This is a genomic window from Piscibacillus salipiscarius JCM 13188 (assembly GCF_001311865.1).
Taxonomy (GTDB): Bacteria; Bacillota; Bacilli; order Bacillales; family Alkalibacillaceae; genus Piscibacillus; species Piscibacillus salipiscarius.
In genome coordinates, this window is sequence record NZ_BBCD01000001.1 from 217,950 (window position 1) to 233,068 (window position 15,119).

Here is a 15,119-nt window from a genome sequence, read left to right on the forward strand (position 1 = left end):
GAAATGTCCCGGGTTTTAATATACTGAACTAGGTCTCCTTCAAGTACCATCTCATAAGTGTCTAAGGCAATTAATCTATTAGACTCTATTTTCATCTCCTTACGAAACATTAAGTCAGCACCGCCACTTCTTGTTTTGGCATAGGCTGAGCAGTAAAAGTCATTGATTCAATCACACTTAAAATTGCCCTAGCTGTATCTAATGATGTTAAGCACGCCACACCATGTTCAACGGCTTCACGTCGTATCCTAAATCCATCTGTGTGAGGCTGTTTTCCTCTAGATAATGTGTTGATGACAAACTGAACTTTCCCGGACTCAATTAAATCTAACAGGTTATTATTCGCACCAATTTTATTAACCGTTTGGACAGGTAACCCCATCGATTCGATCGCTCTTGCCGATCCATCTGTTGCATAAAGTTCAAAACCAATAGCATGAAATCGATTTGCAATAGCCTGCATTTCTAATTTGTCAGGGTCTGCAACCGTTAATAAAACGGCTCCTTCAGTCGGAATATTAAGACCGGAAGCAGTAATACCTTTATATAAAGCTTTCTCTAGTTGATAATCCCTTCCAATGACTTCTCCTGTCGACTTCATCTCAGGTCCTAGGGTGATGTCGACACTTCTTAATTTTTCAAAAGAAAAAACAGGTACCTTTACAGAGATTAAATCTTTCTCTGGAATGACGCCATCAGCATATCCTAGTTCTGTTAGACTTTTTCCTAACATAACTTGGGTAGCTATGTTAGCCATCGTCACCCCAGTAATTTTACTTAAAAACGGAACCGTTCTGCTTGATCTCGGATTCACCTCAAGCACATAAATTTCACCTTCGTGGTAAACAAATTGAATGTTGATAAGACCAATAACCTGCAGTTCATTAGCAATTTTCTTAGTAATGTCAACGCAGCGTTCTTTAATATCTTTTGAAATGTTCTGTGTAGGATAAACAGCAATCGAGTCACCCGAGTGAACTCCTGCGCGTTCAATATGCTCCATTAATCCTGGAATCACAACTGTTTCCCCATCACATATGGCATCTACTTCTAGTTCAACCCCTGTTAAATAACGGTCGATTAATACAGGTTTATCTTGATGGACTTCAACTGCATATTTCATGTAGTGTTTTAAATCACTTTCGTCATAAACAATTTCCATTGCTCTCCCGCCAAGAACGTATGATGGTCTCACTAATACTGGGAAACCTAGTTGTTTAGCTTGGTCAATCGCTTGCTCTTCACTAGTAGCAATTCTTGCATCAGGTCTTGGAACGGATAAACTTTCTAGCAATTGTTCAAATTGATCACGATCTTCAGCCTGATCGATTGATTGCTTAGATGTACCTAAAATCGGTACACCATATTGTTCTAAACCATCGACTAAGGAAATGGCCGTTTGACCACCAAATTGAACGATGACACCGTCAGGTTTTTCTAAATCAATGACATTTAACACATCTTCTAAAGTTAATGGCTCAAAATATAATTTATCGGAAATTTGAAAGTCAGTTGATACGGTTTCAGGATTATTGTTCATAATAATCGCCTCATAACCAGCATCTTTAAGAGCTAATACCGAGTGTACCGTTGCATAATCGAACTCTATTCCTTGCCCAATTCGAATTGGACCTGACCCTATGACTAAAACCTTCTTACGGTCCGTCACAAACGATTCATTCTCTTCTTCATAAGAGCTATAAAAGTACGGCGTTTCTGAAGTGAATTCAGCTGCGCAGGTATCAACCATTTTATAGACTGGTGCTAGCTCATTCGTTAGTCTAAACGAGCGAACCTCTTCTTCTGAAACTCCCCATAATCTAGCAATTGTCTCATCCATAAAACCTTTTTCTTTCGCTTCTTTTAGTAGAATAAGATTCCACGCACTCTTTTGTAATTGTTTCTCTAAATCTAATAGTCCTTTTAATTTATACAAAAGAATAAGTCAATTTCAGTGTATTGATGAACATCTTCCAACGTAAACCCTCGTCTAAATGCCTCGGCAATTAGGAATAACCTTTCATCGTCAGCTGTTTTTAACCGTATCATCAAAGTTTCCATTGAAATGCTTTCAACATTAGGTAAATAGAGATCATTTGTACAAATCTCCAAAGAACGTACTGATTTGAGCAGTGATTCTTCAAACGTACGTCCAATCCCCATTACTTCACCAGTCGCTTTCATTTGTGTGCCCAACTTACGATTGGCAGCATGAAACTTATCAAATGGCCAACGCGGGATTTTCGTGACCACATAATCAAGTGCAGGTTCAAAATGCGAATAAGTAGAACCAGTCACTGGGTTAATCATTTCATCAAGTGTTAACCCAACAGCTATTTTTGCAGCAATTCTTGCAATCGGGTAACCCGTTGCTTTTGAAGCTAATGCAGATGATCTGCTTACTCGCGGGTTAACTTCAATGACATAATAATCAAAGCTATATGGGTCGAGAGCTAACTGAACGTTACATCCACCTTCTATTTGAAGAGCTTTAATAATTCTAAGTGACACATTTCGAAGCATTTGGTATTCACGATCGCTTAACGTCTGCGAAGGTGCTACAACGATTGAGTCACCTGTATGTATGCCAACTGGATCAATATTTTCCATATTACAAACAACTATCGCATGATCCTCACCATCGCGCATCACTTCATATTCGATTTCTTTGAAACCTGCGATACTTTTTTCAATTAAACATTGATTGACTGGGGAAGCATCGAGTCCATTACGTACAATTTCAATTAATTCTTGTTCCGTTTCACAAATACCTCCCCCAGTTCCGCCCATCGTATAAGCTGGTCGTATAATGACTGGATAGCCAATGGAATTTGCAAAATCTAACGCTTCATCAATAGATTGAACAATTTCGCTTTCTGGAACAGGTTCGTTAAGTTCATACATCAAGCTTCTGAATGAATCACGGTCTTCTGCTTGCTCAATTGCGCTTAGCTTTGTACCTAGTATTTCAACTTGATACTCTTCTAAAATACCCCTGCGATCTAATTCCATGGCCATATTAAGCCCTGTTTGACCTCCCAGTGTAGGTAAAATAGCATCAGGTTGTTCTTTACGTATAATTTTTGTTAAAAATTCAGGGGTTAATGGCTCCATATAAATTTCATCTGCCATCGTTTCATCTGTCATAATCGTCGCAGGGTTAGAATTCGCCAGTACGACTTGATAACCTTCTTCCTTAAGAGCTTGACAAGCTTGCGTTCCTGCATAATCAAATTCGGCTGCTTGCCCGATAATAATTGGCCCGGAACCGATCACTAATATTTTGTTAATATCTGTACGTTTAGGCATGGATAATCCCTCCATTTATTCTTGATAAGAAAAGATCGAATAATTGATTGGAATCTTGTGGTCCAGGTGATGCTTCTGGGTGATACTGAACTGAAAACATGTCATATTGTTCATGTTCTAAACCTTCAATCGTGCCATCGTTTAGCGCTGTTTGCGTAATTGTTAGGCTAGTTTGACCTAATGATTCCGGTGTCACGGCATATCCATGATTTTGAGATGTCATCCATACCTCCTTTGTTCGTAAATCTTTAACTGGATGATTGCCGCCTCTGTGACCGAATTTCATCTTATGTGTATCGGCTCCACAAGCAAGAGCAATTAATTGATGACCCAAGCAGATTCCAAAAACCGGTACTTTACCCATGAGACCTTTTACTAGATCAATACCTTCTTGAACATCTTTAGGGTTTCCAGGTCCATTTGATAACATGACTCCATCAGGCTTGAGCTGCAGAATTTCATCAGAAGAGGTATTATACGGAACCACTGTGACATGACAATGACGCTCAGTAAATTCTTTTAATATGCCATGCTTCATGCCGAAATCTACTAACACGATTCGTTCGCCTTTACCCGGGACCACATATGGTTTGACCGTAGAAACTCGTTTAACTTGATCGTTTCGATAGGTGAAATCGTTTAGATTGGACTCGATCTCAGATAAATTCTCAATTGAATCAACCATAACACCTTTCATCGTTCCTCTTTCTCGAATTGTTTTGACCAATCGTCTTGTATCAATGTCTGACAATCCAGGAATGTTCTTTTGTTTAAAATAATCATTCAATGACCATTCCTTTCTGAAGTTAGAAGGATATTCCGTAGCCTGTTTCACGATAAGGCCAGATATTGATGGCGTAATGGTTTCAAAATCATCACGATTTATACCGTAATTTCCTATTAAAGGATAGGTCATCACTACAAATTGATCGCAGTAGGATGGGTCTGAAAGTGTTTCCTGATACCCAGTCATACCTGTATTAAAGACAACTTCACCAAACTTCTCTTGAACTGGTGCACCAAAAGCTTTACCTTGAAACACAGAGCCATCTTCTAATATTAAGTAACGATTAGACATATAGTTCATCCTTTCTCCATACAATTTCACCTTCTAAGATCGTCATAACTGGAATACCTTGAACCTCCCAATTAACAAACGGGGTATTCCGACCTTTTGATGCAAATTGATCCGGTTCAATAGTTTGCGATTCTTCTAAATTAACTAACACAAGATCAGCTGTAGAACCGATGTTTAATTGACCGTAAGGTAGTCCGAAAATGCGTGAAGGTTTAATCGTTATCCAATCAACTAATTGTTTCAATGAAAACATATTCTTTTTACAGTATGTGTATATAGTAATGGAAATGCGGTTTCTAAACCGACGATTCCGAATGGCGAATTGAGGAATCCATTCGATTTTTCTTGTTCGGTATGAGGAGCATGATCGGTAGCGATACAATCAATCGTACCGTCTTTCAAGCCATCAATTAATGCTTGTCGATCAGCCTTTGATCTTAGCGGAGGGTTCATCTTATAATTCGCATCATTAGAAGGAATATCATCTTCAGTTAGAATTATGTGATGAGGTGAGACTTCTGCAGTTACAGGGATACCTGCTCGTTTGGCATCACGAATTACTCTAACAGATTCTTTCGTGCTAACATGACAAACATGATAATGGCAACCTGTTGCTTCTGATAACAATACGTCCCTTGCAATTTGAGTCGATTCACTAATCGAAGGGATGCCGGGTAAGTCAAGCTCTAAGCTTTTCTCTCCACTTTGCATGACTCCACCATAAACTAAAGTGTTCTCTTCACAATGCGCAACAATGGATGCATTTGCTTGTTTAGCCTTTTTCATTGCTTCATACATCATATGTGCTGACTGAACGCCGACTCCATCATCTGTAAAGGCAAAAGCACCTTGAGCTTTTAATATATTAATATCTACTAGTTCTTGCCCTTCTTGTTCTTTAGTAATTGATGCATAAGGTAACACTCGAACGTGTGAAGTTTTATTTATTCGATCTAATACATTCTGAAGCTGTTCCATTGAATCTGGTACTGGGTTTGTATTAGGCATGGAACATACAGTTGTAAACCCGCCTTTAGCTGCAGCTATTGAACCAGACTCAATTGTCTCCTTTGATTCACCACCTGGTTCACGTAAATGAACATGAATATCAACAAACCTGGAAATAAGAATTGGCCCTTTGCATCAACCACTTCCATATTTGTTGAATCTAATTCTGTTCCAATAGCTTTGATCTTGTCTTCCTCAATCAATACATCAACCAATCCTTGTTCTAAGACATTTGCGTTTTTAATGAGTAATGTCATAAATTATGCCTCCTTTTTGTAAACACACTTGTATAACTGCTTGGCGAATCGCTACACCATTTTTCATCTGTTTAAAAATCCTCGACCTTTCACATTCTACAAGTGATGAATCAATTTCAACGCCTCGATTAACAGGGGCAGGGTGCATGATGATACTGCTTGGTTTCATAAGCTTTTCCCTTTGAAGTGTAAGACCGTAATTTTCTAAGTAATTTTCATCTTGATTCCCTAAGCTATGTCTTTCTTTCTGTACCCTTAATAACATTAAGACGTCCGCTACTTTACACGCTTCATCCATCTCTATGTAGTCAAATGGTAAACTTGAATCTCGCCATTCTGGTTTTGAAACTAATAATACGTTAGCCCCAAGGCGATCTAATGCATACGCGTTCGACCGCGCGACTCTGCTATGAATAATATCTCCGCTGATGACAACATTTAAATTATGAAACGATCCAAACTCTTGTCTAATCGTATGTAAATCTAGCAAACTCTGGGTCGGGTGTTCCCCAGTCCCATCACCTGCATTGATAATCGGAATAGAGAGATTTCTTAACTTCTCAAAATATTTCTCTTGCTTATGTCTAATGACAACAAAATTAGCCCCAAGTGCTTCCATTGTTTTAACTGTGTCGTAGAGGGATTCACCTTTTATAACACTTGATGTCTCAGGAGTGAAAGATAATAGATTTACTCCTGAATTCATACAAGCCATTTCGAAACTCATTTTAGTTCTGGTGGAAGGTTCATAGAAAAGTAGGGCACCAGTTGCATTTAAAGCCAATTCTCGATTATGTTGTATAGCATGAGCATCATCTAAAATTCTATAAATCTGTTCATTCGATAAATCTTGAATAGAAAGTAGATTCAATCGACACACCCCTTTGTTAGCTTGCTTTCTTTTCTTTCGAATCTGCTTTAAACATTTGATCTTGGTTTCGGGATGCTTTTTCTCTTCCAGGTAATATGAGGTTTAAAATCACACCCACGATCGCAGAAAGTGCCATGCCTGAAACTTGTAGATCAAAATTCGGAAGCTGCAGTTCAATATACAGGCCTCCAATACCTATCACTAGGATTACCGATGCGATAATTAAGTTTCTGTTCTGTCCTAAATCTACATTGTTATCAATCAGCATTCTAAGTCCACTAGAAGCGATAATCCCGAATAATAGAATCGAAACTCCGCCCATAACTGCTGTAGGAATCGATTCAATTAATACTGCGATGATATCGATAAACCCGAAGAAAATCGCAAGTACTGCTGCTCCCCCTATGACGAACACACTAAATACTCTAGTAATCGCTAATACTCCAATATTTTCGCCATACGTCGTGTTTGGCGGTCCACCTAACATTGAAGCAATGACTGTTGCCAACCCATCTCCTAAGATTGAACGATGAAGTCCTGGTTTTTTATGAAATTTTGCCCTGTCACTTTTGATAACACCATCTGATCACCAATGTGCTCTGTGATTGTGACAAGCGCGATTGGAACCATGATTCCTACAATGGACCAACTAATGACATCGAAAGGTGAGAAATCAACAAACGGAATTAGAAACTCAGGTTTTGTAAAAACAGCTGAGAAGAATTCCGTGATGGAACCTGCGCTCGTTAGCTCACTCCAACTAGATTTAATCTCTTGTGTATTGACTACTCCAGCAAAGAGGGCAACCAAATACCCGCCAAGTATACCTAATAAAATCGGGATGATTTTCCAAAACCCTTTAAAGAAGATCGAGGCTATAATGGTAATCGTTAACGTCGCAAGTGCAATTCCAATCAATGTTAAGCTATAATTTCCGTCCGCATCATTCATAGCCATGTCGATTGCAGTTGGTGCTAGCCCTAATCCGATAACCATAATGACCGGCCCAACAACTACTGGAGGTAATAGGTTTAGTAACCAATCCACCCCAGCCATTCGAATCAATAAAGCAACTATTCCATAAACGACACCTACTAAAAATGCCCCAACCATAGCTCCTGCCAAGCTTTCCACTTGGGTTGCTACTATAATAGGTGTAATAAAAGCAAAACTCGACCCTAAGTAAGCAGGTATACGTCCTCTAGTAATCATTAAATAGCTCAAAGTACCAAGTCCACTTGTAATTAACGCAACACTTGGTGACATCTCTGTTAAAAATGGTACTAAAATTGTAGCCCCAAACATGGCAAATAAATGTTGAAGGCTTAAAATTAACCATTTGCTTAAGTTCGGTACGTCTCTAATATCTAATACTTTCTCATTTTCGTTCATCTTTCTTCCTCCTTAGAAGGATTGACCTTCATTGATATGAATTTAAAACTTTTTCATAAAAAAACCTCTTTGCGAAGGTCGCAAAAGAGGTATACCTGTACATACTACTCCTCGAGTAGGATATGACAAGTCTACGTTCACAACCTTTTTAGCCTCTCTGGACTACATTTAAAGGTTTGTATTTAATTATTCATAAATGCTTACTTGATCCATTTCATCAGATTCTTCTAATTGAACCTTTATAACTTCTTCTTGAGAAGTTGGGATGTTTTTACCGACATAATCAGCTCGAATCGGGAGCTCACGATGGCCTCGATCGACTAGTACAGCCAACTGGATAATTTTCGGTCTTCCAAGATCCATTATTGCATCCATGGCAGCTCGAACTGTACGTCCAGTGTATAATACATCATCGACTAATATAATCGTTTTACCGATAATATCTTGCGGGATGTTTCGCTGGTTGACGGTTGCTTCATCAACATCGTCTCGATTTGATAAATCGTCTCGATATAACGAAATGTCTAATTCCCCTGTTTCCACTGTTACGTTTTCAATTTGTTCGATGTTCTTTTGAATTCGCTTAGCAAGTGGCAACCCTCTAGTTTTAATCCCAACTAAAATTAAATCATCTGTTCCTTTGTTACGTTCAATAATTTCATGGGATATCCGCTTAATAGCTCTTGCAATCGCTGCTTGGTCTAGAAGTTGTGTTTTTTCCTTCATGACATCCCTCCTCTTCATTATATAAAAACCTCTTTTGGCACACAAGGTGACAAAAGAGGTTATAGTTACACTAATCCCTACTTAAGTTCCGTCACCTTGATAGCCTCTCTGGACTATGCTTAAAGGTTTTATATTCTAATTGTTTATTTTAACCGATTCTGATTTAAAGTCAATACATTTTCGCAACTTTTTCTAACGTTTCTTGAAAATATCTGGAGCTTCACAGGTGAAGCTTAATTCTTCCTCTGTTATAGGATGTGTAAATGATAACTTTCTTGCATGTAAAGCCTGACCTTGAACGTCTAACGTTTTTACGTCTTCCGTATTTAGGGTCACCGACTAACGGATGATCGATATATTGGAAATGAACTCTAATTTGATGTGTACGGCCTGTTTCTAAATCACAATAAACATGTGAAAAGTTTTCAAAACGACGGGCAACTGAAAAATGTGTAACAGCTGGTTTTCCACTTTCAACAACTGCCATTTTCTGACGATCATCAGGATCTCTTCCGATAGGTGCATCAATCGTTGCTTTGTCATGTTCAATAACACCATGCACGATGGCCTCATAGGAGCGTTTTACTTTTTTATCTTGTAACTGTGACGATAAAATCTCATGAGCTCGATCATGCTTGGCCACGACTAGTAAACCACTTGTATCCTTATCGATTCGATGCACGATTCCCGGTCTATAAACACCATTAATTCCCGAAAGATCTTGACAATGATATAGAAGAGCATGAACTAAAGTTCCTGTACGGTGACCATGAGACGGATGAACAACCATTCCTTTCGCTTTATTAACGACTAAAAGATGTTCATCTTCATAATGAATATCAAGCGGGATATTTTCTGGTTCAATTTCTAGTTCTTGAACTTCAGGCTCTTCCCATACAATTTCGTCATTTAATTGGCATTTGTAATTGCTTTTAACTTTCTCACCGTTAACTAAAACGTAGCCATCTTTAATCCAGGATTGAATTTGACTCCTTGATGCACCCTTGTTTAAATCAGTTAACACCTTATCAATTCGCTTATTTTGGTATGTCTCATTTACAATAACCTTCTGTTTACTCATCTACTTTCTTCCCTTTATTCTTCATTTCATCAATTAACATCATGATAATCACTAAAATAACCCCTACAGTTAGTGCTGAGTCAGCTAAATTAAAGATTGGAAAATCATATCCAAAAATATTTAAATCAATAAAATCAATCACTTCTTGAAGAAAAATACGATCAATAAAGTTACCAATCGCACCACCTAATATAAAGGCAAATCCAATCATTAACCATGGGTAGCTGTTTTTATATAGTTGCATGTAATAAATAAGAATACCTATCACAATGACAGTGACAATATAAAATAACCACATTTGTCCTTCTAAGATTCCCCAAGCCGCTCCGGTATTTCGGTGTGACGTAATCCAGAAAAAACCTGGTATAACTTCGTAAGAATCATATAGATTCATGTTTAATGCAACCATCCACTTTGTTGCTTGATCAAATAAAACAATTAGTAGTGTAATGACATAGTATCTCACGTTGCTACCTCCATAAATTGCTATCCTATTGCATTTTACCACAAAATGAAAAATTAACGATTGATTATTAATCATCAAGGTTCCTATAAAATTAATTAAAAGGGCCTTAACAGTCAAGTTCATGACTATTAAGACCCTTCTTTTAAACTTATAATTTAACCTACAATGCCTGCACAGCGTTCACATAAATCTGGGTGTTGGACATCTTTTCCAACTGTGTGGGATGACACCCAGCAGCGTTGACATTTTTCTCCGTCGTGTTTTTCAACTGCAACTGACACACGATCATAAGATTTTGCTAAATCGTTACTTTGAGCTAGTTTGACTTCGGAAACGATTAGATACTGATGTAAATATTGCATTGACTCTAACAAATCCATGGTTGACTCGTCTTTTGGCACAATCGTTACTTTAGCTTCTAATGATTTACCGATAATTTTATCCGCACGTGCTTCTTCTAATGCTTTTAGAACATCCTCACGTACTTCCATGAATTGTTCCCATTTTTCTTTAATAGTTGCTTCTTGTTCAACTGCGCGAGGTTCAGGCATATCTGTTAGTTGAACACTATCTTCTTCAACCCCAGGAATGTACTGATAAGCCTCTTCAGTTGTGTGAGATAAGATTGGTGACATTAACTTAGTTAATGAGACGATCATTTCATAGTACACTGTTTGGATGCTGCGACGACGATGATTATCTGCATTTTCGATATATAAAATATCTTTCGCAAAGTCTAGATAGAATGAACTTAAATCTACTGTACAGAAATTGTTAATCGTATGATAGATCGTTGAATATTCATACTCATCATAAGCTTTACGAACTTTACGAATCGTTTCCTGCAGACGAATGAGCATGTAGCGATCCACTTCTTCTAGGTTTGCTTCATCTACTTTGTCTTTCGCAGGTTCAAAATCATGTAAGTTTCCAAGTAAGAAACGGAACGTATTACGAATCTTACGATAAACTTCAGCAACTTGTTTTAAAATGTTATCTGATACTCGTACGTCTCCGGAATAGTCAGTACTGGCTACCCATAAACGAAGAATGTCAGCACCAAGCTGTTTCATGATCTTAGATGGAACCATGACGTTACCAAGTGATTTACTCATCTTACGGCCTTCGCCATCTAGCGTAAAGCCGTGGCTTAAAATTCCTTTATAAGGAGCTTTACCTGTCACAGCAACAGACGTTGTTATAGATGAGTTAAACCAACCACGATATTGGTCAGAACCTTCTAAATAAAGGTCTGCAGGACGGTCTAAATCGTCACGCTCAACTAATACCCCTTGATGGGTAGAACCTGAATCGAACCAAACATCCATAATATCTGTTTCTTTCGTGAACTCACCATTGGACTTGATGGGTGTGTAAACCCTTCAGGTAATAAATCTTTAGCCTCACGTTCAAACCAAACATTTTGAACCGTGTTCATTAAATAAACTGCTTACATGGTCAATGGTTTCTTCAGTAATAATTGGCTCTCCATTTTCACCATAAAATACTGGTATTGGAACCCCCCCATACACGTTGACGAGAAATACACCAATCTTCACGGTCTTTAACCATGTTATGCATACGAATTTCACCCCAGTGAGGGTGCCAATTTACATCTTTAACAGCTTGAAGAAGCTGCTCTCTGAAATCTTTAACAGATGCAAACCACTGAGACGTTGCACGGAAAATAGTTGGCTTCTTCGTACGCCAATCATGTGGGTAAGAGTGCGTCATGAATTCAAGTTTTAATAATGCACCTACTTCTTCTAACTTCTGAGTGATTTCCTTATTAGCTTTATCATAGAACTGCCCCTTAAAACCAGGAGCTTCTTCTGTAAATACACCTTTTTCATCTACTGGACATAAAACATCTAAACCGTACTGTTTACCAATCCAAAAGTCATCTTCACCGTGTCCTGGTGCCGTGTGTACACATCCAGTACCTGACTCGGTTGTTACGTGTTCCCCTAAAATAACTAGAGAATCACGATCATAGAATGGGTGTCTAGTAACCACTTTTTCTAAGTCAGAACCTTTTAATGTTTTAACTACTGATGGGTTTTCCCATTCTAGTTTTTGGGTTACTTCTTCTAATAAATCATGAGCAATGACGTATTTAGCATTATCTACTTCGACAACTGCATACTCTAAATCAGGATGTACAGCAATAGCTAAGTTAGCTGGAATGGTCCAAGGAGTTGTTGTCCAGATAACGATCTTCTCATCTCCGTCTAAAACGCCTTTACCTTCTGTTACATCAAAAGCAACATAGATTGAAGGTGAACGCTTATCCTGATATTCAATTTCCGCTTCTGCTAGAGCTGATTCCGATGACGGTGACCAGTAAACAGGTTTTTTCCCTTTATAAATATAACCTCGTTTAGCCATCTCACCAAATACTCGTATTTGTTGGGCTTCAAACTCTGGTTTTAATGTGATATATGGATGATCCCAATCACCACGAACACCTAGTTGCTTAAATTGTTCACGTTGACGGTCAATTTGATCAAGAGCATATTCTTCACATAGCTTCCTAAATTCAGCAACGCTCATCTCTTTACGTTTTAATTTTCTTTTTCTTTGTAAGCGCTACTTCAATTGGTAAACCATGAGTGTCCCACCCCGGAACATATGGTGCATGATAGCCAGACATAGATTTATAACGCACAATAAAATCTTTTAAAATTTTGTTAAGTGCATGCCCCATGTGTAGATCACCGTTCGCATACGGAGGGCCATCGTGTAAAACGAACAACGGGCGACCTTTTGTTCGTTCTTGTACCTTTTGATAAATATTTTCTTGATCCCATCGCTCTTGCATTTCGGGCTCGCGTTTTGGTAAATTGCCGCGCATTGGGAATTCTGTTTTTGGCATTAACAGTGTATCCTTATAACTCATACAAATCCTCCTCAAACTTATTAACGTTATTAAAGACGTCCTTTTACAATTCTTCACAAAAATCTTTAAAAATAAAAAGAGCTTTTTATCCCAAAATAGGGACGAAAAAGCTCGCGGTACCACCCTCATTGAATAGTTATTTAAACTATTCCACTCGACATTCGTAACGTGAATGAACCGCCCTTTTCTACTTCATTCAAAAAGGGACTCCGGGATGATTTTCATTAAAAGGTCGTTACTAGGCTCGCACCATCCCTAGCTCGCTTAAACGATGAACTCTTAATTACTATTCCCATCTTCGTTTTAGAATTAATTAATATATGCTTATACGATATGAAATTATATGGAAAAATGCGAATTTCGTCAAGAAAAATTATTCAGAAGTAGAATATTCACCAATGTGATGATCATCTTCTTCATTAGTTTCGACTTGGAATAGATCTTCCCAGTCATCATTATCTATTATATCTAATTGCGCTTCAACTAGCATTTTTAATCTCGTACGGAATACTTTAGCTTGCTTTTTTAGCTCTTCGATTTCCATTGCTACCGTTCTAGATTTTGCTAACGCTTCGTTTACAATTCGATCTGCGTTTTTCTCTGCTTCCTTAATAATTAACTTTGCTTCTTTATTCGCGTTGTTCTTTACTTCATCTGCTGTTTCTTGAGCAACTAAAATCGAACGATTTAACGTTTCTTCAATGTTATTAAAGTGACTGTTTTTATCTTCTAATTCTGCCACTCTATCTTCTAGAGACTTCTTATCACGAATTACTTTCTCAAAGTCTTTAATAACTTGATCGAGAAATTCATTTACCTCATCTTCATCATAACCGCGAAAACCTCTAGTAAATTCTTTATTATGAATATCTAATGGCGTTAGTCCCATTATTTTGCCCCCTTTATTGTACTCATACGTCGCTAGATTACTGTTAATATTCGACAATAACTGTATAAATCCTTCATTTTTTTATTTTAATTTCGCAACTCGCATGATATATTTTTGTTTCTTTGTTTCCCCTAATATATCAATTACCTTACTTCTTCCTTTTTTCTTTAACGAAATAAGATCACCAGGTTCTACATTAAATGAAGAATCATTAACAATGCGATAATTGACCTTAACTGCTTCTTTCTTTATAAAATCTTGAGCTTTTTGCCGGCTCATTTGATAAATTTCTTTTAAAACAACATCGAGCCTAGTAGATGAAACAGTTGTATCTTTCTCTTCCCACTCATGTTCAGGCTGCAAAATTTCATCAAATGATATCTCAGACAGATTAATACTTGTGTTTTTTATTTTCGTTAACTGCATTTGAACAAATACGGCTATTTCCTTATCTAAAATTATTTGAAATGTACCATCATCAACAATTAAATCTCCAACCTTTTTCGTTGAATCCCCAAAGACATCAATGTTCCTAATACGTCCCGGTGACTTAGCGTGACAAATTTTTGATGATAAGATCCTTGTAACACCGTTAATTGATATAATCGATCATTTATATCTTCGTAAAAAGGTGCAAGTATTGCTCGCTTACGCTCTGCCTGATCATATCCACCGAAAAATGAAAGTTTAAGTTCATCATTTTTACCAATGATTGATTCAAAAATAGTTTGCTCTCTCGGGTCTAAAAAGTCTGTCACGACGATTTTGTACTGACGTTCAACTTGCTCTTTCCAGTCTAATGCTTGATCGATAAATGCTTGTTCTTCTGCTCTAAAATGCTGGTATAAATCCATAACTATTCCTTCCTATAACGCTTAGAATAATAAGCTATAGAATAAGACTCTTGCGCCTTCCTTGGCTAACTGCAATACGATTATCGCAACAATTGGTGAAATATCAATCATACCTAATGGTGGAATGATTTTTCTAAATGGCTCTAAAAACGGTTCACAAATTTTTGGCTAAAAACTGACCAATTGAAGATTCTCTAGCACCTGGAAACCAAGACATTAAAATATAAGCAATTAATGCAAAGGAATAAATTTCTAGTCCTAATATAATGATATTAGCTAACGTTAACAT

6 protein-coding genes, 7 pseudogenes and 1 other annotated feature are annotated in these 15,119 nt (G+C 37.6%); all 13 genes and pseudogenes read right to left on the reverse strand.

Annotated elements, in window-relative coordinates:
• Positions 1 to 109 precede the first annotated feature (109 nt).
• Positions 110 to 3,309 (reverse strand): annotated as a pseudogene (gene carB, locus JCM13188_RS01270) (carbamoyl-phosphate synthase large subunit).
• On the reverse strand, positions 3,302 to 4,387 hold the full coding sequence (locus JCM13188_RS01275) for a carbamoyl phosphate synthase small subunit (RefSeq protein ID WP_054751576.1): 1,086 nt from the start codon (positions 4,385 to 4,387) through the stop codon (positions 3,302 to 3,304). Before JCM13188_RS01275 ends, carB begins: the two are co-directional and overlap by 8 nt.
• A pseudogene (gene pyrC / locus JCM13188_RS01280) lies at positions 4,380 to 5,652 on the reverse strand (dihydroorotase). Before pyrC ends, JCM13188_RS01275 begins: the two are co-directional and overlap by 8 nt.
• A complete protein-coding gene (locus JCM13188_RS01285; protein WP_054751578.1) occupies positions 5,636 to 6,523 on the reverse strand; it encodes an aspartate carbamoyltransferase catalytic subunit in 888 nt (295 codons plus the stop codon). The pseudogene pyrC and the gene JCM13188_RS01285 overlap by 17 nt, the downstream one beginning before the upstream one ends.
• A 16-nt stretch (positions 6,524 to 6,539) precedes the next feature.
• A pseudogene (locus JCM13188_RS01290) lies at positions 6,540 to 7,915 on the reverse strand (uracil-xanthine permease family protein).
• Positions 7,916 to 8,101: 186 nt separating this feature from the next.
• Complete coding sequence (gene pyrR, locus JCM13188_RS01295; RefSeq protein ID WP_054751580.1) at positions 8,102 to 8,641, reverse strand: bifunctional pyr operon transcriptional regulator/uracil phosphoribosyltransferase PyrR; 540 nt, start codon at positions 8,639 to 8,641, stop codon at positions 8,102 to 8,104.
• A 169-nt stretch (positions 8,642 to 8,810) separates the two neighbouring features.
• A pseudogene (locus JCM13188_RS01300) lies at positions 8,811 to 9,722 on the reverse strand (RluA family pseudouridine synthase).
• Positions 9,715 to 10,188 carry a signal peptidase II gene (lspA, locus tag JCM13188_RS01305; protein ID WP_054751582.1) on the reverse strand — a complete coding sequence of 158 codons (474 nt, stop codon included), beginning with the start codon at positions 10,186 to 10,188 and terminating at the stop codon, positions 9,715 to 9,717. Before lspA ends, JCM13188_RS01300 begins: the two are co-directional and overlap by 8 nt.
• Positions 10,189 to 10,343: 155 nt before the next feature.
• A pseudogene (gene ileS / locus JCM13188_RS01310) lies at positions 10,344 to 13,087 on the reverse strand (isoleucine--tRNA ligase).
• Positions 13,088 to 13,181: 94 nt separating this feature from the next.
• Positions 13,182 to 13,395: a binding site (T-box leader), on the reverse strand.
• Between the two features lie 65 nt (positions 13,396 to 13,460).
• On the reverse strand, positions 13,461 to 13,976 hold the full coding sequence (locus JCM13188_RS01315) for a DivIVA domain-containing protein (protein WP_054751584.1): 516 nt from the start codon (positions 13,974 to 13,976) through the stop codon (positions 13,461 to 13,463).
• A gap of 81 nt (positions 13,977 to 14,057) precedes the next feature.
• Positions 14,058 to 14,402, reverse strand: a complete 345-nt coding sequence (locus JCM13188_RS20160; RefSeq protein ID WP_369404761.1) for a S4 domain-containing protein — start codon at positions 14,400 to 14,402, stop codon at positions 14,058 to 14,060.
• A gap of 3 nt (positions 14,403 to 14,405) precedes the next feature.
• Positions 14,406 to 14,830: pseudogene (locus JCM13188_RS20165) on the reverse strand (YlmH/Sll1252 family protein); the annotation flags it as partial.
• 21 nt (positions 14,831 to 14,851) lie between these two features.
• Positions 14,852 to 15,119, reverse strand: a pseudogene (locus JCM13188_RS01325) (YggT family protein).

Bases quoted from the DNA above. Each gene is read 5' to 3' on its own strand.
- JCM13188_RS01275 (WP_054751576.1), bottom strand. From the start codon at position 4,387: ATGTCTAATCGTTACTTAATATTAGAAGATGGCTCTGTGTTTCAAGGT.
- pyrR (WP_054751580.1), bottom strand. From the start codon at position 8,641: ATGAAGGAAAAAACACAACTTCTAGACCAAGCAGCGATTGCAAGAGCT.
- JCM13188_RS01315 (WP_054751584.1), bottom strand. From the start codon at position 13,976: ATGGGACTAACGCCATTAGATATTCATAATAAAGAATTTACTAGAGGT.
- JCM13188_RS20160 (WP_369404761.1), bottom strand. From the start codon at position 14,402: ATGCAGTTAACGAAAATAAAAAACACAAGTATTAATCTGTCTGAGATA.